Annotated in this window: 25 protein-coding genes and 1 riboswitch; all 25 genes read right to left on the bottom strand. The window is 43.4% G+C overall.

The features are described from left to right. Window positions 1–8 precede the first annotated feature (8 nt). Complete coding sequence (locus CI597_RS03810) at window positions 9–1,559, bottom strand: fibronectin type III domain-containing protein (protein WP_024728019.1); 1,551 nt, start codon at window positions 1,557–1,559, stop codon at window positions 9–11. 130 nt (window positions 1,560–1,689) lie between these two features. After that, window positions 1,690–2,577 (bottom strand): Hsp33 family molecular chaperone HslO, encoded by an 888-nt coding sequence (gene hslO / locus CI597_RS03805; RefSeq protein WP_024728020.1) that lies wholly within the window; start codon window positions 2,575–2,577, stop codon window positions 1,690–1,692. After that, entirely contained in the window at window positions 2,574–3,338 is a 765-nt protein-coding gene (locus CI597_RS03800) for a class I SAM-dependent DNA methyltransferase (protein ID WP_024728021.1), read from the bottom strand. The genes hslO and CI597_RS03800 overlap by 4 nt, the downstream gene beginning before the upstream one ends. A gap of 13 nt (window positions 3,339–3,351) precedes the next feature. After that, window positions 3,352–4,914, bottom strand: a complete 1,563-nt coding sequence (gene cls / locus CI597_RS03795; protein WP_034549622.1) for a cardiolipin synthase — start codon at window positions 4,912–4,914, stop codon at window positions 3,352–3,354. Window positions 4,915–5,042: 128 nt separating this feature from the next. Then, window positions 5,043–5,816 (bottom strand): HAD hydrolase family protein, encoded by a 774-nt coding sequence (locus CI597_RS03790; protein WP_024728023.1) that lies wholly within the window; start codon window positions 5,814–5,816, stop codon window positions 5,043–5,045. A 48-nt stretch (window positions 5,817–5,864) separates the two neighbouring features. Then, window positions 5,865–6,443 carry a thiamine phosphate synthase gene (locus CI597_RS03785; protein ID WP_024728024.1) on the bottom strand — a complete coding sequence of 193 codons (579 nt, stop codon included), beginning with the start codon at window positions 6,441–6,443 and terminating at the stop codon, window positions 5,865–5,867. 14 nt (window positions 6,444–6,457) lie between these two features. Next, the gene (gene thiH, locus CI597_RS03780; protein WP_024728025.1) at window positions 6,458–7,555 is read right to left on the bottom strand and encodes a 2-iminoacetate synthase ThiH; all 1,098 of its coding nucleotides are present in this window, start codon (window positions 7,553–7,555) and stop codon (window positions 6,458–6,460) included. 4 nt (window positions 7,556–7,559) lie between these two features. Continuing rightward, window positions 7,560–8,327, bottom strand: a complete 768-nt coding sequence (locus CI597_RS03775; RefSeq protein ID WP_034549625.1) for a thiazole synthase — start codon at window positions 8,325–8,327, stop codon at window positions 7,560–7,562. Window positions 8,328–8,329: 2 nt separating this feature from the next. Then, window positions 8,330–8,971 (bottom strand): sulfur carrier protein ThiS adenylyltransferase ThiF, encoded by a 642-nt coding sequence (thiF, locus tag CI597_RS03770; RefSeq protein WP_024728027.1) that lies wholly within the window; start codon window positions 8,969–8,971, stop codon window positions 8,330–8,332. Then, window positions 8,964–9,161, bottom strand: a complete 198-nt coding sequence (thiS, locus tag CI597_RS03765; RefSeq protein WP_024728028.1) for a sulfur carrier protein ThiS — start codon at window positions 9,159–9,161, stop codon at window positions 8,964–8,966. Before thiS ends, thiF begins: the two co-directional genes overlap by 8 nt. A gap of 65 nt (window positions 9,162–9,226) precedes the next feature. Next, window positions 9,227–9,333, bottom strand: a riboswitch (TPP riboswitch). 182 nt (window positions 9,334–9,515) lie between these two features. Beyond that, on the bottom strand, window positions 9,516–9,806 hold the full coding sequence (locus CI597_RS03760) for a hypothetical protein (RefSeq protein WP_024728029.1): 291 nt from the start codon (window positions 9,804–9,806) through the stop codon (window positions 9,516–9,518). 130 nt (window positions 9,807–9,936) lie between these two features. Next, window positions 9,937–13,749, bottom strand: coding sequence for a GH32 C-terminal domain-containing protein (locus CI597_RS03755; RefSeq protein ID WP_024728030.1), 3,813 nt, complete (start codon window positions 13,747–13,749; stop codon window positions 9,937–9,939). Window positions 13,750–13,844: 95 nt separating this feature from the next. After that, window positions 13,845–14,123: a hypothetical protein gene (locus CI597_RS03750; protein ID WP_024728031.1), complete on the bottom strand. Its 279-nt coding sequence runs from the start codon at window positions 14,121–14,123 to the stop codon at window positions 13,845–13,847. A gap of 14 nt (window positions 14,124–14,137) precedes the next feature. Then, window positions 14,138–14,977: a PTS system mannose/fructose/sorbose family transporter subunit IID gene (locus tag CI597_RS03745; RefSeq protein ID WP_024728032.1), complete on the bottom strand. Its 840-nt coding sequence runs from the start codon at window positions 14,975–14,977 to the stop codon at window positions 14,138–14,140. Between the two features lies 1 nt (window position 14,978). Next, window positions 14,979–15,827, bottom strand: coding sequence for a PTS mannose/fructose/sorbose/N-acetylgalactosamine transporter subunit IIC (locus tag CI597_RS03740; RefSeq protein ID WP_024728033.1), 849 nt, complete (start codon window positions 15,825–15,827; stop codon window positions 14,979–14,981). A 20-nt stretch (window positions 15,828–15,847) separates the two neighbouring features. Next, window positions 15,848–16,345, bottom strand: coding sequence for a PTS system mannose/fructose/N-acetylgalactosamine-transporter subunit IIB (locus CI597_RS03735; protein ID WP_024728034.1), 498 nt, complete (start codon window positions 16,343–16,345; stop codon window positions 15,848–15,850). A 14-nt stretch (window positions 16,346–16,359) separates the two neighbouring features. Beyond that, window positions 16,360–16,788, bottom strand: coding sequence for a PTS sugar transporter subunit IIA (locus CI597_RS03730; protein ID WP_024728035.1), 429 nt, complete (start codon window positions 16,786–16,788; stop codon window positions 16,360–16,362). A gap of 151 nt (window positions 16,789–16,939) precedes the next feature. Beyond that, window positions 16,940–18,256: an ABC transporter substrate-binding protein gene (locus CI597_RS03725; RefSeq protein ID WP_034549812.1), complete on the bottom strand. Its 1,317-nt coding sequence runs from the start codon at window positions 18,254–18,256 to the stop codon at window positions 16,940–16,942. After that, window positions 18,249–18,929, bottom strand: a complete 681-nt coding sequence (locus CI597_RS03720; protein WP_024728037.1) for a response regulator transcription factor — start codon at window positions 18,927–18,929, stop codon at window positions 18,249–18,251. Before CI597_RS03720 ends, CI597_RS03725 begins: the two co-directional genes overlap by 8 nt. Continuing rightward, window positions 18,922–20,247 (bottom strand): sensor histidine kinase, encoded by a 1,326-nt coding sequence (locus CI597_RS03715; RefSeq protein WP_024728038.1) that lies wholly within the window; start codon window positions 20,245–20,247, stop codon window positions 18,922–18,924. The genes CI597_RS03720 and CI597_RS03715 overlap by 8 nt, the downstream gene beginning before the upstream one ends. Window positions 20,248–20,256: 9 nt before the next feature. Next, window positions 20,257–21,252, bottom strand: coding sequence for a sugar ABC transporter substrate-binding protein (locus CI597_RS03710; RefSeq protein WP_024728039.1), 996 nt, complete (start codon window positions 21,250–21,252; stop codon window positions 20,257–20,259). A 120-nt stretch (window positions 21,253–21,372) separates the two neighbouring features. Next, window positions 21,373–22,170: a Cof-type HAD-IIB family hydrolase gene (locus tag CI597_RS03705; RefSeq protein ID WP_024728040.1), complete on the bottom strand. Its 798-nt coding sequence runs from the start codon at window positions 22,168–22,170 to the stop codon at window positions 21,373–21,375. A 17-nt stretch (window positions 22,171–22,187) separates the two neighbouring features. Further along, complete coding sequence (locus tag CI597_RS03700) at window positions 22,188–22,946, bottom strand: DeoR/GlpR family DNA-binding transcription regulator (protein WP_024728041.1); 759 nt, start codon at window positions 22,944–22,946, stop codon at window positions 22,188–22,190. Window positions 22,947–23,082: 136 nt separating this feature from the next. Next, entirely contained in the window at window positions 23,083–23,289 is a 207-nt protein-coding gene (locus tag CI597_RS03695; protein ID WP_024728042.1) for a small, acid-soluble spore protein, alpha/beta type, read from the bottom strand. Window positions 23,290–23,353: 64 nt separating this feature from the next. Further along, window positions 23,354–23,524, bottom strand: coding sequence for a hypothetical protein (locus tag CI597_RS17910; RefSeq protein ID WP_009288762.1), 171 nt, complete (start codon window positions 23,522–23,524; stop codon window positions 23,354–23,356). Window positions 23,525–23,591: the final 67 nt, after the last annotated feature.

Raw genomic sequence — 23,591 nt, 5'->3', positions numbered from 1 at the left:
TCCTGTTCTTATTTTATCTTTACTTTCTTTGACTTGGAATAGCCTCCAAAATACTTTTTGCCGTTGATGATCTTATAAGCCCTTACCTTTGCATAGTAAGTCTTCTTTCTCTTGAGTTTCTTGCTCGTATAGGAAACTTTTTTGCCGCTTGTATACTGCTTCACTCTCTTGTACTTGCCTTTTTTTCCGGTTCTTATGTAAATTCTGTAGCCGCTGGCCCCGGAGATCTTTTTATATTTGATCTTCAGCCGCCGTCCGCTTCTTTTTACCGTGACTTTCGGTTTCGCCGGCCTTGTCCCTGATTTTAACGGCGCAGAGTATGCCCCGTAATATCTGTCACCGAACACATTACTGTATGCCCTCACTTTATAATAGTAGGTCTTTCCGGATTTCAGCTTCTTATTTGTATATGAAGTTGATTCTGATGAAAGCTGTTTCAGATATTTGTAACCGGAGTTTTTCTTTGTGGAGCGGTAAATTCTGTAGCCGGACACACCGTTTAATTTATTCCATGAAACTTTGATGGAAGTTGTCTTCCTGGAAGATGTCTTTGTCTTGATCGTCCCGAGAGGTTTCAGGGACACATAATAAGAAAGGGGTATCGTTGAGATCTGTCCCCCTTCGATGCAGCCGCCATGAGAATCAAGAGCCACACCCGGCACCCGGTTTCCATTGGCATCATATGCATCATTATATACGACCAGGAGCTCTGACAGCATTAATGCTATGCGCTTATTTTTAATATCATAACTGCCTGTTACGGCAATATCAGCAAAGTCACTTTTTAATTTACTTTTGGCAACTAAATTCAAGGTATTGGTTCCTCCAACCTTATTGGCTGAACTTGAACCGTAATATTCATATTTGCCGTTAGAAAACGTGAAATAGCCGCTTGGATCAAGAGTAAATTTGAGTACAGGTGCTGTTCCTGCATTTTTGTATGTCACTTTTAATGTTTTTTTGCTCTGGCAATAATCAATGGTCCCTATATTCTTCACTGTCCCGATTCCAAAAAAATAATCATAGCTTCCGCTCCACTGAGACACTGAAATATTGTGTTCATCTCTATACCCGGCTGTATCATATGAAAATGGAATTCTTTTGACAACATCATTTCCTTCTTTTAATAAAACCGCAGTCCTGTTAAGACACGGTGCTATATTTTTATTCGCAAAATTTATGGTAATGCTGACTGTTTTGTTCCTGCTCAGCTCTTTTGAAGAAAGTATGAGCTTTACATCACCGTTATAATTTGTGCTGCTGTCTTCCTCTAATACAGCGCTGAGATTTGTGTAATCTTTCTCTCCTGAATTGTGCAGGACCATCACTTTATCTGACGGCATCACAATGGTCTGATCCAGATTTCTTTCTGCCGATGAAAGTGCATAGCAATCTTCTGCATTAGACCCTTCCCCTGCTTCATATTTTCCGCCGCTGTAACTTTTCACGATAATATTCTCATCCAGATTTGGATATGCCTCTGCAGCCTTTGCCATGCTGATCTGCGAAATGATCAGACACAACGACAATAACATTACAACTGCTTTTTTTATCTTCATCTTTCGCCCTCCTTTCCTTTTATCATACCTTATTGTGCGAAGCACGTCTACCCGCAGGGTATGAAACATGGGATGCCTTGTGGGTATACCATGTTTAAGCAAAAAAGCCACGGTCTCCCATGGCTTTTCATTATCTTCCTGCTTCGATTTTTTCCACCATCTGTTTCAGTTCATCTACACTGAATGTATAGTGTGTATTACAGAAATGACAGTTTACTTCTATATCTTTTCCATCTTTGATCATATCATTAATCTCGTCTTTTCCCACACTGATGACCGCTTTCTCCACCCGCTCTTTGGAACAGTTGCATGAAAACTTCGTCGGCACAGTCTCATAGAACTTGACCCCGAACTCACCCAGCAATTCATTCATCATATCTTCCGGAGTTTTCCCCTCATCCAGATGAGAAGTAACAGACTGAAAATCTGCAATCTTTTTCTCCAGTGAAGAAATCACTTCCTCAGAAGCATACGGCATCATCTGAATAATAAAACCCCCGGCATGGCGGACGGTATTATCCTTATTCATCAAAACACCAAGCGCCACAGAAGTCGGTATCTGTTCACTTGCGGCAAAGTAGTAGGTCAGATCCTCTGCAATCTCCCCGGATACAAGATGGGTCTGTCCCGAATACGGTTCTTTCATGCCGATATCCTTAATGACCGTCAGCACCCCTAAGTCCAGGGCCTTTCCGACATCCAGCTTGCCTTCTTTGCTCGGCGGCAGCATTACGTCCGGATGTACCACATATCCTTTTACATCCGCTTTTGAATCGGCAGTCACCGTAAGACCTCCGATCGGACCGCTGCACTTTATCTGGAGCGTGATCATATCCTGTTCATTCTTGCACATGCTCCCCATCATGGCACCTGCGGTCAGAAGCCGGCCCAGGGCAGCCGTGGCCACCGGGCTTGTATTATGCCTCTGTCTGGCCTCCTCCACAACATCTTTCGTATAGGCAGCAAAAAAACGAACCTGCTCGTCTGCCGCCGTACCTCTTACAATATAATCTTTCATTTGTCCACCTCATGATTTATCGTTGAAATAAAATACAGCCGTTCACTCTCTGTCTCCGGCTCTTTTAAAGTATCTGCATCCATAACCTCCCGGACCTCAAATCCGGCCAGACGCAGTGCCTCTTTTATCTCTTCTGTTCCATATGCCTTCTGAAAATGCATTTCCTCAAACTTATGATAAAGCCCGGATTCACTGCGGATAAAGAGTGTCAGGTCATATTCATTGATGCCGTCTTTTGGATCATAGAAATTCTGCCAGATAAAACTGCACTCCTCCCGGTCTTCCGCAAACGTATTTTCAGCAAGCAGTGTTTCATATTTATAAAGCGTGTTCATGTCAAACAGAAAGACCCCGTTTTCTTTAAGGTTCTCCCGCACACGCACAAATACCTGTATCAGATCTTCCGGCTCTAATATATAATTCAGGCTGTCACAGGTCGATATGACCGCATCCGCAGGATGCAGAAGAGCTAGTTCTCTCATATCCTGACAGATATAGAGGATTTCAGAATCCCCGGAACCGGCAGCAATCTCAAGCATCTCCGGAGAAATGTCCAGCCCGGTCATCCGGTAGCCAAAGCCTTTCAGCAGATTCGTCATCCTGCCGGTGCCGCAGCCCAGGTCCAAGACCTCTGCTCCGTCCTTAACTTTGTATTTTCTCAGATACTGTCTTATATTTTCTCCCCACTGTCTGTAAGGGGTCTGATCCATAAATTCATCATAAACCTGTGCAAAACTCTGGTAACTAGTAAACTCGTCCATTTTGTCCTACTCCTTAAAGAAGCGGCGCCAGGACACGGAGCACACTCTGCATCAGCCGCTTCACCATATTGCCCTGACAGTGATCTTTTGTGATCAGCTCACACTGCTTAAACGTCTTCAGCATATCGATCTTGACTTCCGTCACCGCCAGGCAGTGATACATAAAGACTCCGTTTTCAAAATGCAGGTAAAGGCTCCGGTAATCCATGTTGATCGTTCCTACGGTAGCAATGACGTCATCACTGACAAAACATTTTGCATGGATGAATCCGGGAGTATACTGATACACTTTTACCCCTGCCTCCACCAGCTGGGCATAGTATGACTGTGTCAGCAAAAAGACGGTCGGTTTATCCGGTATTCCCGGTGTGACAATCCGCACATCGACTCCTCTTTTGGAAGCCAGGCAGAGCGCTGTCATCATTTCATTATCAATGATCAGATACGGCGTATAGATATATACGTAATCTGTGGCCGCATTGATGATGTTGAGGTACACATTCTCCCCGACTGTCTCCGTATCCAGAGGATTATCCGCGTAGGGCTGGATAAAACCGTCGTCAACAAACCGTCCCTTATGGTGGCCGTGGGGTACGAACATGCCGTAGCCCTCATCGGTCTTCCGGATCGCATTCCAGACCTGGAGAAACATCACGGTAAAGTTCCACACCGCATCTCCGATGACTTTCAATCCCGCGTCTTTCCAATAACCGAAACGTTCCTTCCGGTTGATATACTCATCTGCCAGATTGAGGCCTCCGGTATATGCCGTATGCCCGTCAATGACCACTACTTTGCGATGGTCCCTGTTGTTCCATGCGGTGGACACCAGAGGAATAATCGGATTAAATGCCACGCAGGAAATGCCGCAGCGTTCCAGTTCTTTATAATACTTATACGGGAGCAGGTCCACACAGCCTACGTCGTCATACATAAACCGGACTTCCACACCGTCGTCCACCCGTTCTTTGAGGATCTCTAAGATCGTATTCCACATATATCCTTCTTCCACAATGAAGAATTCCATGAAAATATAATACTTTGCCTTTTTCAGGTCTTCGATCATCTCTTCAAACATGGACTCGCCGGACGGGTAATACTTTGCCGACGAATTCTGATAGATCGGATAGCCTCCTGACATATCGATATATTTTGCCTGTGCCGCCGCCTGAGGACTCCTCTGTCTCAAGTTATTCATGACGCTCTCGCTCTGAGACAGCAAAAAATCTGTCTCGCCAAGGGAACGCTCCAGTTCCAGCCTCAGCTTTCTGGCCATTTTTTTATTGCCCAGAGTAAGATATAAAAGACCGCCGAATACCGGGAAGATCAGGATGGGAATGGTCCACGCCAGCTTATAGGCCGGGTTCTCTTCTTTATTTACAATATATATCACCACTGCAACGCTGACCAGCTGAAGTCCCCATTCAATAAACTTAGATCGCTCTCCGATCACCTGGGCCATCCAGATCAGCCATGCTATCTGCAGCACAATGATAACGCCTACAATCACAAGGCGTCTCAGAAGGACCTTCAGCATCTTCGATATGCCCTTCTTCATTACTTTTAAAATTCTCATAATTCCTCCTGCTGCCAAATAGATTCCTGACAAGGACTTTCCTAAGAAATGAAAAGAAGACCAGAAAATTCTGGTCTTACTATTCTATAATGATTTAAGGAATTGTGTCAAGAAGGCTTCTGTCCTTTTTAAATCCAGCCGAAATGCTCACATGCCTTTTTGATTCCGTCATTCACATTGGTGTCTGTCACGTAGTCTGCCTTATCTTTCAGGTCCTGGCAGCCGTTCCCCATGGCGATGGAAAACCACTCAGGGCTGAACATATCCAGATCGTTATAATCATCTCCAAATACAACCACATCTTCAAGAGGCCCATTTAAGTGCTCCATCATTTTTATGATCCCCTCTCTTTTATTGTCCGGCTGGAACATCAGGTACTCCGGTTCAAACCGCAGATGTCCGATGAGATCTTTTGTCGTCAGACGGTCTTCCTCTTCTTTCGGAATTGCTACATATATTTTATAGAAATCTTCGACCTTATGTATATCCAGGGTGTCATCAATAATATAGCGGGTCGGCTCTTTTCTCTTGCCCACCTGTCTTAAAAACAAATCGTCGGTCATATAGACATCTTTTGTATCGTCTACGGCAATACACCATCCATATCCGAGTTTCTCTGTCTCCTCAATGATTTTAATGCATCCTTCTCTGTCCAGAGGAATATTCTCCACGAACTGATTGTCAATGACAAACCCGTTTCCTCCATTGCAGACCATATTCTTAAAACCGTTGGCCTTTATAAACAGATCCGCTTTATAGTGGGCTCTTCCTGTTGCGATCGCCACAAAATGTCCGTTTTCCTCCAGCTTTTCAAGTGCCTCCAGCGCACTTGGAACTACCTGGTTGGTAGAGCGGTCCGTCAGTGTTCCGTCGATGTCAAAAAAGCAGTATTTCTTTTTCATAAGTACCCTCCATCTTGATATATTTCTCTTTCAAGTATGCCCCAGCACTCATGGCTTGTCAACGATTTTAGGCGACTTCATGAAACCCGACATCATACATCCTCCGGCGGCTCCTGTCTTTAAAACATCCTTTATATTATATGGAGTGATTCCTCCGATGGCATAGACAGGGATAGACACGGATCGTACAGTTTCTCTTAAAAACTCAAGCCCCCTTGGCGGAACGCCCTTTTTGCAGTCCGTCTGAAAAATATGTCCGGCAATCACAAACTCTGCACCCATCCGTTCTGCCTCCACTGCCTCTTCCGGGGCATGAATAGAGGTACTTACACGAAGGTGCTTTTCAATCTTCCCTGCATTTTCCCGAAATACAGGGTACGGCAGATGGATCTTGTCTGCTCCCAGCCTGCGGGCCGCACTAAAATAACTGTGGAGAGTCAGGGAAGCCCCAGCTTTCCTGCATATTTCCATACACCGGGCTGCCAGTACCCCGTACTCTTCTTCTGGAAGATCTTTTTCCCGCAGAATGATCGTCTTTAACCCTTGTCCCGCAAGGGTCTGCACCGTCTTTAAAAAATCACCGCCGCACAGTTTCCGGTCCGTGACAGCGATCCACTCCTGATTCATGTCAACCTCCGTTTCTAGACTCTCACGTAGTCAGTATAGATTCCCTGCATGCCTCTGCGGTCAAGCATGTTTACGACTTCATCCACACTTCTCGGATCTGAGATCACAAACTGGGCGTCTCCCTTTTCCTCTTCTTCATGGCCTCCGACCCCTGTGCTGACTCCCGCGGAAATTTTCGTCGCTGCCATGCCGACCACATGATCGCGGAATCCGGCCCGTTCCCTCGTGGAAATCGTAATTCCCGCAAACGGCATGAAAATGCGGTGTGCCAGCATCACCTGCAGAAGCTGCTTTTCATGGACGTCTTTTGCATCGTTGGTTTCATTGTTCTTATATGGTCTGAGCCGAGGCACAGAAAAAGAAACTTCCGCCTGGGGATATTTTTTCTGAAGAAGGGACGCATGAATTCCGGAAGCAAATGCGTCTTTTCTGAAATCATCAAGCCCCAACAGGGCTCCGCATCCCACTCCCCTCATACCGCCTTTTAACGCTCTTTCCTGGGCATTCAGACGATAGGAAAATACTTTTTTCGGACCGCTTAAGTGAACCTCATCATAGGTCTTTGTATTATATGTCTCCTGGTAGACACTGACAAAATCCGCACCTTTTTGGTGGATATATTCGTATTCATCCACATCCATTGGATAGACTTCAATGCCGATGGTGGAAAAATATTTCTTTGCCAGCTCTACTGCCTTCCCGATATATTCTACGCTTGACGCTTTTTTAGATTCACCTGTGAGAATCAGGATTTCCTTCAGTCCTGTCCCTGCGATAGCTTTGTATTCCTGTTCAATCTCTTCCATGGTGAGCTTTGCCCGGTGGATCTTATTGGTACAGTTAAAGCCGCAGTACACACAGTGATTGACACAGTAATTGGCAATATAAAGCGGTGTAAACAGACAGACCGTATTCCCGAAATGCTTCATTGTTTCCTTTTTTGCTCTTTTGGCCATTGGCTCCAGAAAATCCATGGCAGCCGGTGAGAGCAGAGCCTTGTAGTCCTCAGCACTCACCGTTTCTTTTGAAAGAGCTGTGATGACATCGTCTTTTGTGTAAACATTGTAGTCATATTCATCATATTCCTTTAACACTTCATCTAATATCTCCATCGCCCTAGTCCTCCAAAAATCCTGTCAGCGGAGATGAGGCATCTCCTCCATGGTCCAGGACCCGTCCCAGTCCGGCAAGGTATGCCTTTCTTCCTGCGTCAACTGCCATTTTAAAAGCCTTTGCCATGGATACCACATCTCCTGCCGTAGCTACAGCCGTATTTGCCAGTACGGCATCGGCTCCCATCTCCATTGCTGCACAGGCCTCGGACGGCTTCCCGATTCCGGCATCCACAATGACCGGAAGATCGGTATCATCAATCAGCATTTGGATAAAATCTTTCGTAAGGAGTCCTTTGTTGCTTCCGATGGGCGCTGCCAGAGGCATGACCGCGGCGGCGCCTGCACTTTCCAGGTCCCTTGCCGTATTCAAATCGGGGCTCACATAGGGAAGAACAGTGAAACCCTCTCTTGAAAGAATCTCCGTGGCTTTGATTGTCTCTGCGTTGTCGGGCATCAGATACTTTGTATCCCGTATCACTTCGATCTTGATAAAATCACCGCATCCCACTTCTCTTGCAAGCCTTGCAATGCGCACAGCCTCCTGGGCATTTCTTGCCCCGGAGGTGTTTGGAAGCAGTGTCACCGTATCCGGTATGTACTCTAAAATATTGCTGGAACCTGCCTCCTTTACCCGCCTGAGCGCCATAGTAACAATCTGGGCTTCGGCCGCATTTACAGCCTCCGCCGTCTTTTCCAGGCTGAACTTTCCGGTTCCAAGCAGAAACCTTGATGTAAATTCCTTTGTTCCGATTTTTAATGTATCACTCATCTTTATACCTCTTCTTCTCCTAAAATCAGCCGTATCGCCATGTTCGCCTCGTGTCCCGCACAGATTGATACTCTGGCCGCAGTCAGTGATTCCTCTGTTGATATCCCATGTGTCCCGTCTCCGCACACATAAAGCCGTTTCATTTTCTTTGCCGTTTTTATCAGATTTGAACTGTAAGATCCGGCCATCCCGCTGCCGGAAATAACGGTATTGTCAGGCAGCTGAGACAATACGCCGTTGACCAGCTCGGCTTTCGCCTTTGGCGAGTCAAATGCCTCGCAGATAATCGGATATGGCCGAAACAGCTCTGCCGCATTTTCCTGCGTCACCCTTCCGTCAAAAAACCCCAGTTCAATCCACGGGTTGACCTGGCGGATCAGTTCACTCATGGCTTCTGTTTTTTTCATGCCAATCTGGGAAATGGTGTATGCCTGCCGGTTTAGGTTGGATGGATCTACCCGGTCAAAATCTGCCAGAAACAGCTTCCTGATCCCCGTTCTTGCAAGCATCAGGGCTATATTAGAGCCAAGACCCCCAAGACCCGCAACGGCCACGGTTCCTTCCCTGAGCCTTTCCCTCACTTTCGGCGTCTGGCGTCTGTCCAGTTCCTGTTCAAATCGTTCTCTCGTCAGCATCTCATCCACCGCCTACGAAACTGACGATCTCCAGTGTATCCGCCTCTGTCAGCATGATAGTTTCATACTCAGCCTTTGGGACGATCTTTCCGTTTCTCTCCACCGCAATGTGCTCAAGCCTGTAACCCTCTTTCAGAAGAAATTCCTTCAGAGTGATCCTGCCCTCGAGGAATCTTTTGTTTCCATTGACACGCATCATAACTCTCCTTTCGTTTCCCGGAGCCACAAACGAAAAAAAGATGAAGCGTAAGCTCCATCTCTGTGTTCTATCGATTGAAAACTCCCTACGCTAGTGCTAACTAACAGGTTCCATGAATCTTCGGGTTATACCCTCTTCTCAGCCGATAACATCGGTTCTCCAGTTTTACTTGTTTATGAAATTATATGGCAGACAGCATTCCTCTGCCTTACCAAAAAATATTATAATCCTGTTATCTGAAAAATTCAAGTATATTTTTTGTCGTTTGCGCCGGCTTTTCTATCATTTGCGTTTTTTCAGCACAGCCACGGTTCCGTATGGTACAAGTAATACATCAGAACATTTGCTTTTATTTCAACCTATTACTGCAGAACTATAAGTTTCCAGCCAGGGAAGCAGCTCCATATCCATCCCGATCCCCCGGAAGGAATACTGGGGCGAATGAATATGAAGATCACACAGCCCCGGAAAAATAAGCTTTCCGCTGTAATCCTCAACTCTGATCCCTGAAAATCGTTCAGGAAGTTCTCTCCATTTTCCCTTCACCTTCCCGTCTCCACAGACCAGATAAGAATCCTCGTGGCTCCGGAACTTCCCTGGTTCAGGCGTATAAATAATGTCTCCTTTTAAAGCAAAGCTATCCATAATCATATCCTCCTGAATCTATCTTCAGATCTTTAAGTGTGACTATAGTATCATAAAAATTGTTCAAACATACAAAAATCTGAAAATCTCCATTTCTACAGATAGGATACGCAAATAATACAATATATTATTATTTAATTTTCACTTTCAAGGTTTTCCTTACACAACCTGACTTTATATAAACCGTGATAGTCCCTTTTCTACTTTTTGTCGTAAGCTTTCCGCCTTTTGAAATAGAAGCATATTTTCTGCTCTTTGATGAAAGAGACCATTTGACGGACTTGGAGGTTCCATAGGCTTTTGCTCTAAACCGGTAACTTTTTCTACGTTTCACTGTCTTTCTATAGGAGGTGATTTTCAGGTAAGGTTTTTTAATCGTCACCTTCACTGTTTTGCTGTAATTTTTTAATTTTGCTGTTACTGTGATCTTTCCTGCTTTTTTTGCAGACAGTTTTCCAGACGCAGAAACGGATGCCAAAGACCGGCGGCTGACGCTCCATGCTACTTTTCCTGATACACCCACTGCCTGAGCCTTTAGTTGAACACTCTTTCCTGTATATACACTGGATGGACAGGAAGTAATTTTAATATATGGTCTTTTAATGACTATCATTTTCTTCGTTGAATACACTCCAACTTTTGCAGTAATATAAACTTTTCCTGCCTTTTTAGCTGTCAGTTTACCAGAAGAAGAAATGGATGCACAGGACGCATTATCTACCTTCCATACAATATTTCCCGAAACTCCTGTTGCCTTTGCTGAGATGTTGGCACTCTGTCCCTCATACATCGATGACGGAGCAGAAGTGATGTTGACATACGGTGTTTTCACTGTGATTTTTGTTTTCAGATATACGGTTCGGCCATAATAGGTTACTTTTGTTGTAAGTTCTGCAGTCCCTGACCGTTTTGCTGTAACCTTCCCATCATCGTCAACTGATGCCACAGAAGGATCAGAAGATTCATAGTAGGCAGCTGCATAATCATCCTCGCCTAAATCTGCGGCAAGCTGAATGCTCTGTCCGCTGTACAGTTCCATCTTTTCCCGAACAGAAGGTTTCCTTACTTCCAGCGGCGTCACTTTAATGTTTTGATAGGAAGCCTGAATATTTTTATCAGACTCTCCGGTTCCACTGAAAGCATAAAGCCCCACATAATCCCCTTCTGCATAATTCTTTTTAATATTCCGGTCTGTTACATTCAGCTTCAGAGAATCATTAATATAAAACTTGAATTTATTCCCTCTTACCTCCAGCTTCAGATGGTATGTTGCCCCAGGGGTCAGTGTATACTTAACACGGCTACCGATATCTCCGGTTCCGCCTCCGAAGGTAAAGATCCTTGTGCTTCCGTTACCTTTATGCTCAGGATCGTCAATGTTAACCACATATCCTTTGTCGGAATCCGGACTTTGTCCACGGAAGAAAAGACCAATCGCATTTCCCTCCTGATAGGTGACATCTGCTTCATAAATATAATCAGAGCCTGTTTTCGTGGAAGAAATCAGAAATCCATTATCTTTATGGTTTGAATTATAGCCATTGGCGTCAAGCGTCCACTGTCCTCCTACCTGATGCCATCCGGACAGGTTGCTGTTTAATTTTTCATCCTCACCGTCTACCTGAATTTCCATCGTTCTGGCAATCCCATTGGAAGTTTTCGCCTTAACGATGACCGTTCCCTGCTTTTCTCCTTTCAGGGTAATACTGCCGGCATCCTGTTTTACGATGGAAACCTTTTTTCCGCTGTTCCCTGCAATGGACCAGGAAACTTTCTGCTCCGCTTTCTGAGGAGTGACCGTCGAATTTAAAGTTGTTGTTTCTCCCAGTTTTACGGAAGAACTTGCTGTTTCCGTATTTAAATATACATTTGCCGGATCTGTACTTCCAGACATTTTATCTGACCAGATACTTTTTAACGGATAAATGGTAATATCAGCTTCTGTCTGTCCGCCCTCTGAAAAAACTTCTGCCCCGGTACTTTTTGCATCTGGGAAAACAGCAAGGCTTCCCACGGTCTCTCCCTCATTTCCATAAACCTCTACAATAGAATCATCTACAAAAATATGAAGTTTAATTTTTCCGTCAGCACTCTTTGATATCTTTGACTTTATATCTCCTTTTATCTGCCCTTGTGGAAGAACTCCGGCTTTATCTCCGTTGATGATCAACGTCTCATCTTGGACATTATATTTTACAACGGTCTCCTGCTTTCCATTTTTACCGGTCCGCAGTTTAAATCCGACTTCTCTGGTTCCGGTCTTCGGTGTAAATTCTGCAATTATTTCATATTCCCCGCCCTGGAATCCTGAGAGAAGATTTTCACTGGAATCTGTTTTTTCCGGGATTACAGCATTCTTAAGTTCCGTTTTTGCCTGTTGCATCCGAAGGGATTCATACTCTTTTACAGGCTTCTGCACTAAACGTACTTTCCCGTCGATTTGTTTCAGCGTTAACTCATTCTGCAGATTAAAAAAGCCATTAAATCCGTACTGCCCGGTTACTTCGCTTACGTTGTTGCAGTATCCGTTTTCCCAGGTACTTGCCCAGTTGATCATAACTGTCCTGCTGTCCGGCATATTGCTGTAAGTCTGTGCCGCATAGGATTGAGGTCCAAAATTCATTTTATAAGTATCATCATTTTTGTAACTGCTAGGATCACTGATATTGTCATTTGTATTGCTATAATCAGAATCCGGCACAAAGGTCCAGTGTTCATTTTGCTGCTTTAAATCACCGATTCTGTAATATCTGCCTCCCTCACTCAGCACCCATTTTGTCTGATCGGTATTGTCTACCTTAAGCGGATACAGATCCGGGCACTCTGTATAAATCCTCGCGCTGTCAGCCGGCTGATCCGCGATTCCTTCATTTGTTTTCTTTCCATAGGTACTTTCCAGTTTCCAGCTTTTTAAGTTTTTTGAAGAATAGATACGCAGCGGTCCTCCTGCCACAACCATCATCCACTGACCGGATTCTTCATGCCAGAATACTTTAGGATCCCGGAAGGCTTTATCCAAAAGCCGATCATCCTCCCACCTAAGTACCGGATTCCCCTGATATTTTGTCCAGGTTCTGCCCTTGTCTTTACTGTATGCCAGACACTGTTCCTGCCCCTTATCTCCATTGTCCTGCGTATAAATGGCTACCAGGCCCTCTTTTCCCTGTCCAAAAAATCCTGTGGTGTTATCCTTGTCTACAACACAGCATCCGGAAAACATAGCTCCTCCGTCTGATTCCGGATATAAGGCTATAGGAAGTTCCTCCCAGTGAACCAGATCCTTTGATACAGCATGGCCCCAGTGCATTGGCCCCCAGATCATATCGTCAGGATAGTACTGGTAAAACAAATGGTATTCGCCTTTATAATAAACCATGCCATTTGGATCATTGCACCATGCTCTCTGAGGTGAAAAATGATATTGAGAACGGTACGGCACACTGTAGACATCATCCGGGTCAGAATTTCTCAAAACATTGACTGCCGTAGTCTCTGTTTTTCCATTAGCGCCCTTGACAACGATATTAAACACATAGGAACCTGTTTTCACATTGACTGTCACAGCCTGTCCGGAACCTGCTGCCTTTCCGTTCACAGTAACTGCTGCGTTTCCGTCAATTTTAGGAATTATAGTAAGACTGTCTGTCTTGTGGCCTACCACCACACTGTAACTACTGAATTCCCGGGAAAATGGCTTGTCCAGACTTCCTCCTTTAATTTCCAGTCCGCTAAGGTACGCATCGCTTCTCACTACTTCTGTTACCGCTGTTTGATCATTATTGTCTGCTGCTTTAAATGTCCAGTCAGACACTTTCTGACTGCTTTCCCTTCGTATTCCTTCTGACGCATAAACCTGCGGGGGGACTGCTGTCTGTAATATCATGCCGAAAGATAGCAAACTGGATATTGCCGCTGCCAGGACTCTGGATTTTTTATGATTCATAACCTGTCTCCTTTCTCAATACTTTATTCGGGTTTAAAACAAAAAGGACAGCCGTTTATCATTCTGCGCTGTCCTTTCCTGCAAGAGATTCACTATTACACTTGTCTGATGATTTTATCAACATTGCTCTTTCCGTTTTTGAAGGCAAATCCTATGACGCCGCTTAAAACAACACTGAGAACAATAAAAATAACGCTGACCACACCGACTGCTGTAAACAATGGTCCTTCCTGGATTTTCAGTGCCCAGTAGGCAACTGCAACTCCAATTGAAGAGAAAATCAATAAATTCCGTATCCAGTTCTTTAAGTTTTTTAACATCCTTGTCTGGTATTCAATTTCTTTTATTTTCTGCTGTTTTGTCTGTGGTGTCATAATAGACTCTCCTTCTAATATTTCAATCCAGGATTAAAGAATCCAACCACTACTCCTGCAAATGCTACGACAACTAAAATCAGCATTGTCACAACCGGAGACACTCTCTTTTTGGACATGAGCCACCAGCAGAAAATAACAAATGCTGCTGTCAGGACATTGGGATATACGGAATCAAGCTGATTCTGAAGATTCAAAAATTCTTTTCCGGCATCATTTACCAGATGGAACGATGTTTTTACACTTACCCAGGTAGCTGCTACGGCTCCAACAACCATAGTTCCAAGCATTACAATTGATTCGCGGATCGCGGTCGCCTGCTCACCTACCAGGATATCGACGGCTTTTCCACCCAATTCATATCCCTTAAAGTAAAGAAATCTCATGCCAAAGGTAATTAACAGATTCCATACAACGATATAGAAGATTGGTCCCACGACAGATCCGCCGCTGGATAATCCAAGGGCAATTCCAAGAAGGATCGGAATTAAAGTACCTACGACCAGAGAATCTCCGATCCCTGCCAAAGGTCCCATCAAACCTGCACGGATACCATTGATGGTTTCTGCATCCACATCCTGGTTTCCATTGGCTTTTGCCTCTTCCAAACCTGCCGTAACTCCGACGATAACGGATCCTACCTGCGGTTCTGTATTAAAGAATGCCGTGTATGTTTCCATAGCCTCTTTCTGTTCTTCTTTTGTATCATATAATTCTTCCACCAGCGGAAGCATTGCACATAAATAACCAAACGTCTGCATGTGCTCCTGCGAAAAGCAGGTTAAGTGTCCATAATACCAGTTACGAAATGATTTTTTTAATGCTTTTTTAGAAAGCTTTTTTTCCGCTGCCATATTATATCTCCTCCTCATCGTCATCGATGGAACCGCCGGCGGCTGCCGCCTTTTTTGCACGGATCCCAACCATTTTTATGTTGTAGTAAATAATTGCAAACATTCCCGCCACTACGGTTACTGATACAAGGTTTAATCCCATTCCTGCTGCCAGAGTAAATCCAAAGAAAAACGGAACAAAATCAACTGCTTTATCTACGACCTGTTTTAACAAAATGGCAATTCCGACACAAGGCAGCATACTTCCTACTGTAAACAAGGTTTTCATTGCAATTCCGTCCATCGGAAGTGCTGTTTTAATTGATTCAACTACCGGTACTCCGAGCTTACACATGATCACTGCCGGGATAAAACTGCAGATAATATGTGAAATCCATGGAAGCACCATATCTACTATGTATAACTTTTTAAATTCTCCTTTTTCTACAGCTTTCCATCCCATATGCTGCCACACCAGGTTAATGGTCGCTGTTCCGTAAAATAATACAGTTCCAAGAGTTCCTACCATAGCTCCGAATGATGTTGCCATGGCGATCCCTTTTGCTGATGCAGGGTCCAGCCCATAAGAATTCAGTGCGAGCATTGCCAGAGGCACTCCTATGTAAGATACGGCACGGACATCTGCGGATACTGTTCCCCCCGGTGTGACCAGTGCGATATAAACAACCTGCATTGCGGCACCGACCAGAACTCCTGCCTGAACATCTCCCAATACAATTCCGCATACAAGACCTGCTACTAACGGACGCCCCAGAGTATAGTTACCGATGGAAGTACCTCCCATACCAGGCATACTTGATAAGCAGGCAAAAATACCTAAAATGACTGCTTGTATCCAATTAATCGTCATGTTTTTTCTCCTCTCTGATTTTACTCAAATCCAAACTGACCTCTAAATTTTTTCCAGGTTCCTATGGATGCTTCTTTGATCAGGGCAAATTCAATCTCATACCCTTTTTGATAAATTGCTTCCAGCGCTTCTGCTTCTTCCTGTGTAATGGACTGGTTATTTCCCAGCTTCGTGGCACCTTCCCGGTCATTACACGGACCGATGATCACTTTTTTCACATCACTAGGTACAAATCCGTCATCCACAAGAATACTTTTCATCTGAATCGGATCTTTTGTAATGAGGAAATACTGATCTTTGCTGTCTAAAACTTTCTGGCATTTCTTTTTCCAGTCCTCATATGTCCAAATGAAAGTTTTCTTTCCCGCCGCACTTTTATAAGCTGCTTTTAATGCGGGTGTATTTGCGGCTTTGTCATTGACCGCTATCAATCCGTCGCACGGATATTCCAGTGCCCATCTTGTAACCGTCTGTCCGTGAATCATCCGGTCATCTACCCTCACAAATGATACTGACATAATAAAACTCCTCCTTAGATATCGTCTTCCTCTTCACTCTCTTCAATTTCAAATTCTTTAATTGCATTTTTGGCTTCTGACAACAGATTTTCTTTCAGCATGTCTGTTTCCATATCGTCTTTCATCATTACCGCAGTCAATGCCATACCAAGGTTCATTCCTCCGAAGACGATGGTATTCTTTAAAAGCCCTGCCTCGGATAATTCATTTACCGCATTGGTGAGAGGTGATCCTCCGATCAGGTCGCCAAGCAGGATCACTTCATCATCCTCTCCGAACGGCTGAATCATCAACCTGAATTTTTGAGCGAACTCATCTGCATCCATGCCGTCAATGAGACCGATACTTAAGACATCCTCCCGCTCCCCTCCGGCCAGCATAGAAAGAACACTTTGAAGTCCTGGTGCAAATGTTCCATGACTGACTAATACTACGTATTTCATCCTCTACTCCTTTCTTCTTTTTGTATCTCTTATTAACAAGCACATTTTACCAATTGGGTAAAAAAAGGACATCTGTAAATTGTCATGAATAACAATCTACAAATGTCACAAATCCGTATGACAATTGTCACACGTGCCGATTTTTCTGTTTTTACTGCAGAAATTTCTGTTCTACTTCTTTTTTCAGCGTCAACAAACTATCATCCAAATCCTCTGTCGAGCTAAGAATCCGTTCCAGCTCATTGCTGATATATTTCTCTGCAGTAAAATAATTTCTGAATTTTGATTTCTGCACAGCCTGATTCATCACTTCATTCAAAAGTTCCCGCTTTACTACAGTATCATCGTCCGTAGCTTTTTTCAAAATTTTCTGGCTTTCTTTAGAATTGGTTACTTTCTTTAAGGCAGACACTCCCTGAGAGTTTTTAAAGATTTCCATCTGTGTTTTCTGATCATAGGTGAACATTTTTAATAGTTCCCAGGAAAGCTGTTCATGCCTTGTTCCCGACCCAATTCCCATCATCAGGCTGTCCACATTGGATACATTGTTTCCCTGAGGTCCTGCCGGCAGTTTGATGCAATCCCAGTCAAAATTAAAATATTTATTGATTCTCCATGGATACGGCTTATAAGTTCGGTATTCTGCAAAACTCATTGGCCGGAATGCTACTTTTCCGGTATCAAAGTCATTGGAGGATGCCTTTTGGTAACCTGATAAATCTCCAATCTTTTTGGCAAAAAAAATCGCCTCTTTTACGTGCTCCTCTGTAAGATAACTTTCTGTTCCTGCCTCATTAAATAATTTACATCCATTGGTATCCATAAAATTCTTCCAACTGTAAGCATAAACTCCAAACTGGTCAATCTTGCCGTCTCCATCTGTGTCTTTCGTCAGTCTTTTGCAAATATTATAAAATTCATCCCAGGTCCAGTTATTATCAGGAATCCGGATCCCCTCTTTATTTAACAGCGTTTTATTGACGAACATGAGCGTTGGGACACTTTCATACGGCAGGGCATACTGGGATTCCTCATACCTTCCTGCGGCATACGGACTTTGATAATAATCACTCTGATGGAAAGTCTGGTCGGCTTTCATATGACTGTCCAGTTTTTCCAGAACTCCTGTGGAAGAAAAAGTTGCAACGTCTTCCGGAAGCACCATAAACACGTCTGGAGTATTTCCCTCCAACACTCTTTCAGAAATCCATTCTGAATAATCTTCTTTTAAAATTCCACTGACATATTGAACTCTTACCCCCGGATGTTCTTTTTCAAAACGTTTGATCGTATCATCGATGATCTGATAGCAGTCATCATTAGGCACATCCCACTGGCTGCCTGCAAACATTCCAAAGGTGAGAACTACATCATCTTCCCCCTGGTAAGAAAAAATGCAGATTGAAGAAATGCTCAGGATCAGTCCTGCCAGAACAATTCTCTTCCACCACTTTACTGTTCTATTCATTATCTTCTCTTTGGAATTTCCTTCCGATCCCATTTTGTACCTCCCAGATTGCAAGCTGTGTGCGGTCTCTCAAATCCAGTTTATTTAAAATACTGCTCAGGTAATTCCGTATAGTTCCCTCCGAGAGACTTAATTTCCCTGAAATTTCTTTATTGGACATTCCGCATCCAACCAGATGGGTAACTTTCCTTTCCGTCTCGTTAAGATCCTCTACATTTTTGGCATCGATCATCATATCAAAATTGCTCTGTGCCATTTTTGAAAACAATTCCACAACCTTAGTTGCCACATCCGGATTGATCATGGAGCCTCCCTGAACCACTGTTTTTATCGCCTCCTCCAGATCATCCATGGAGATCCCTTTCAGCAGATATCCGCTGGCACCGTGTTTCAGTGCACTGAATACGAACTCATCATCATCAAACGTGGTCAGAATAATAATTTTGATCTGGGGATAATTTTCCTTAATTATTTCTGTGCACTGTACCCCATCCATTTCCGGCATCCGCACGTCCATCAGAATAACATCCGGTTTTTCTTTCCGAATGCAGCGGATCACTTCTCTGCCGTCTTTTGCAGTTCCCGTCACCTCAATCCCTTCTTTTGTACTTAACACAATCTCCAAACTCTGTCTGATCAGCTCCTGATCATCTGCAATCAACACTTTAATCATAATTCTCACCCCACCTGATCGGTATTTTTGCCGTAATTGTAAAACCATCGCTGCCATCGTAGGCAACGGTACCATGAAGCAAGCCGATCCGCTCTTCAATATGGATCAGTCCAAACCCGGTTTCAATCTTTTCACACCCTTTTCCATTATCCTGGATTAAAAGAGTCAGCCATTTTTCTTTTTTTGTTATGTAAATACTGATCTTTGTTGCTGCTCCGTGTCTGACCGCATTTGTAATTCCCTCCTGTACAACTCTGTAAATAATATCTTCTTCATCACTGTTAAACTTTAATTTCTCTACGGAGGAAATCAGTGAAATATTTACGTTGGACACCGCCATCGTATCCTGAATCATCTTAAACAGTGCATCCTCCAGGGTCAGATGCTCCAGGGCATCCGGTCTTAACTTATTTACAGAACGCCGGATATCTTTAATTCCCTGTCTGGCAACTTCAGAAATCACAGAAAGCTGTTTTTTTGTCTGTTCCACAGAATGATCGATCATAGCAATGCAGGCATCAATACCTGCAGAAAGCCCCGTCATCGTATGCCCCAGAGTATCGTGGATTTCCCTTGCCACACGGTTTCTTTCTTTTGCTTCCCCCATTTTTTCCTGCATCACGGCATAATCCTTCAGCTGTGCATTCATATCTTTTAATTTCTCATTCGCTGTCCGAAGCTGCAGGTTCAACAGTTCGATTCTTGCATTTTCCTTCATTTGATTCTGCATCAAAATGATCATATACATAACAAACGCAATAATATTTACAGCCGCAAGTACATTCTTTATCCCCATCAGAAATGTGGATATGCCCGAAGGATAAATATCCAGATATTCCTGCAGGGATATCATCGGTATCTGCCCTGATACCAGATTGTAATCTGCAAAAATATAAATAACACTCATAACCACAAGAAAAGTCAGGCGGTTATATTTCTCCTTGATTGAAGTTACGATATCTGCGATCACCAGCAAAATAATTCCATTATAGCTGATATACACATACTGTATGATCGTCAGGCAAAGAAAGATCTCCAGCAGATAAACCAGCACACTTAGCCAATGTTTTGTATAGATTTTTTTTCTTGCCTCAATGATCACCAGCAAAGAAAAAAACGCTATGAATACAATAATCGTTGACTGAACAGGCTCCCTTGGAATATGCGGGATATTCTCCAGAAAATTTCTCGCCATACTCTGATCCTTAATATTTACCGTTGTCTTAAGCACAATGGCAGACAAAAACACCAGAATTATGAAATTCACAGAGCTCATAAATACTTTTAGATAATATAAGTTTTTATTTTTTCTATCCATGACGCTTCCCTACTGCCAGTTATTCACATCGAATCTGTTAATATTTTTATAAGTAATGATTTGGACCGGAATGATAATTTTTTTTGATACTTTTTTCCTGTCCAGAAGCCGATATGCTGAACAGATTGCCTCTTTCCCTATTTGTTTTGGAGACTGTGCAGATGTAGCTGTCATCATATTTTCCTTGATCAGTCCTTTCCCGTCCGGAGAGCCGTCAATTCCATAGACCAATACCTGCTCCCGGATCCCCTTCTGATCCAGAGCCGCCAAAGCCCCGATGGCAGTCGGATCATTCAGCGCCATAACAACATCAAACATCTTTCCATTTTTTATCACTTGATTCACTTTGGGAAGAGTTCTCTCCGTCTGCCCCTCTGTATCTGCCCGCGCCACAACCTGATATTCCTGCCTCCCATGTATGGTGTCCAAAAATCCCCGGATGCGGTCCTGAGCCGATTTTGCTTTCTTATGTTCCAAAAGAAGAATTCTCGCACTTTTTCTGCGTTTCATCAGATCTTTGGCACATAAAACACCTGCATTATAATTATCTGAAACAACGGTACAGGAAACCAGATCCTCATCATAGACAGGTGTATCCACAACGATAACCGGAATCTCTGCCTTCTTTGCAGCCCTTAAAGCCCCTCTGATCCCTTTCCAGTCCACCGGGTTGATGAAGATGGCGTCCACCTTCTGCTGAATCAGATAGTAGATCTGTTCCGTCTGCTTTTTCTGATCCAGTGCAGGATCCAGAGTCATCAGACGGTCGCCTTTCTTTTCCACTGCAGAACGTATCTCGTTATTCAGCACCGGATAAAAGTTATTGTTCATTGTCATGTAGGTAGCTCCAAACGTTCTTGTTTTATTTTTTCCATAAGTTTTTTCATAGGAATAAAAAACTTTAGCATAGAGCAGAACAATAATTCCGATCAATATAAGTATACTGGCGGCATCCAGTCTTTTTCTTGTATCCCGGACTGATTTTTTCTGTTTTTCCTGGTGCATATTTCTCTCCTTACTGCTTTGTCACTGTCCTGTCATCATTCCCGTAGACGATTAATATATCTTAGAAAATTATATCATATAACAGAACGAAAAAACAGTTTTCCCCATTCATTGTATATTTTAAAAATATTCGTCCAGAACTTTCTTCAGCCCCTCCTGGTCATTGGTATCTGCTACGATATCCGCCGAATTTCTGACCTCCTCTGACGCATTTCCCATGGCAGCTCCCAGTCCTGCATAGAGAAGCATATCTATATCGTTGTATCCGTCACCAAAAGCTATAATTTCCTGTCTGGAAATGCCGAAATACTCGTCCAGAAGAGAAACTGCACTGGATTTTGATGCCTGTATAGACATAATCTCTAAATATGTATCTTTAGACCGATATGCCCTGAGTTTAGGAAATTGTTCCTTCAGCATTGTTTCCAGGCAAAGGATCTTTTCCGGCTCTCCCATACAGAGGATTTTATGAACATTCTGAAATACTGCCAGGTCGGTAAAATCTCCTGTTTCCGGATACACTCCCGTTATAACGCTCTCCTGTCTGACCCACGGATCACACTGGTCGGGCACAATCCACCGGTCACCGCTGTAAAGGTTAAAGGAAATATGCATATTTTCTTTTTGAATACTTCTGTAAACCATTTCCGCCATATGAGACTCAATGTTCCTGCCAAACATTGTCTCTCCTTTTTCATCCACAACCAGTGCTCCGCTGTAGCAAACTATCGGCCTCCGGATGCCAAGTTCATCCCGGATTCCAATCATTCCCTTCGGCATTCTGGCTGAAACTAAGATAAAAGGAATTCCTTCCCTGTCAATCTCCTGGATTTTTTGTTTTGTAGCCGGCGAAATGGTGTGTTTTGAATCTAGTAAAGTTCCGTCAATGTCACTGAATACTGCTTTATATTTTCCCATATGCTTTCCTTTCTCTGCTATTTTCCTGCTTTGATGATTCTTGTTTCATTCTCCAAAAGCCTTTGTCTCCAAAAAGAATCCGGATCTCTATCCGTAATTAAAATGTCAATCTTTTTTAGAGGTAATGCCTGATATCTGCTCTTTTTCTGAAATTTTGTGCTGTCTGCCAGAACAATGACTCTCTCTGCTCTGGATGCCGCGATCCGTTTTACATCTGCATCTTCTTTTTCCTCGAAATAAATACCGTCTTCAGAAATGGCTGCGGCTCCCAAAAACGCTGCATCAAAACGGATTTTCATCAGCTGTTCTCTGGCCTCTCCTCCATAGGAAAAACGGTTTTTGCGGTTAATGTTTCCTCCCACCGCACAGACTTCGATATTTTCCTTTTCCACAAGTATGCTTAGATTATCCATAGAATTTGTATAAATGACAGAAGGTTTTATAAGGTTTGCACACAGAAAACAGACAGTGGTGGAGACGTCAAAAAAGCACACCTGTCCTTGCTTTATAAGCTCCGCTGCCGCTTTTCCGATCCTTTTTTTTGAGGCTACATTCAGCTGCTGCCTTCCTTTATATTCCTCAATGATATTATTGATTTGCGGCAGCGCAATTCCTCCATGCGTCCTGATCACCGCGCCCTTTTCTGACAATTTTACAATATCTCTCCTTGCAGTATCCCTGGAAATTCGAAATGCCTCCATGATTTCCTGGCTGGAAAGTACTTCTTTTTCTTCTAGAAGCTTCATGATTTTTGAAAGCCGTTCTTGCTGGTACATTTGGTCCTCCTTTCCTGTACTCAAGCAATTATAAGCGTTTTTTTAAGTATTTTCAAGTATTTCTATTAAATTTTAAAAATACCGCCTGTATTTTATCCCCATATCAGATCAAATACAGACGGTATTATATTTTTTCTTAATCTTCTGCTTCCTGTGCTTTTTGTTTTTTCCTCTTGGTCATCAGGCCGCCGATCCTTCCGGTCTCGCTGGCAGAAAGAGCTTTCCAGCCCTCCTCCTTTACTTTGTCAGCCAGTCCAAGTTCCACAGCGATCTCGTACTTTAACCGCTCATCTTCTGTCATCTCTTCAAATGACTTTTCTATAAAATCTTTTTCTTTGGACATCATGTACTCCTTTCTCTTATCCCCCGGCTTTTGCCGGTCATATATAGGATAACCAAAGAAAGGCCTAGTCATTCATCTGTTCTATGACAATATGTCCTGTCTCGTTCTCACTTACTTTAATCTTATCCTTCACTTTTGAGATGTTTGATGTGCCTGCCAGCAGTGTTGCGGCCAGGGCAAATGTTAAACTCTTTTTCATCAATTCTTCTACTGAAAGCGTTGCTTTCTCTGACATGGTCATCACTCCTTTGCTTCATGTCTGATTCGTTCTTTGCTTTCCATGTTTTATGATAGCAGAGAAT

The sequence above is a fragment of the Anaerostipes hominis (ex Lee et al. 2021) genome (assembly GCF_002270485.1).
Lineage (GTDB): Bacteria > Bacillota > Clostridia > Lachnospirales > Lachnospiraceae > Anaerostipes > Anaerostipes hominis.
This window is presented reverse-complemented; position numbering and strand designations above follow the sequence as displayed.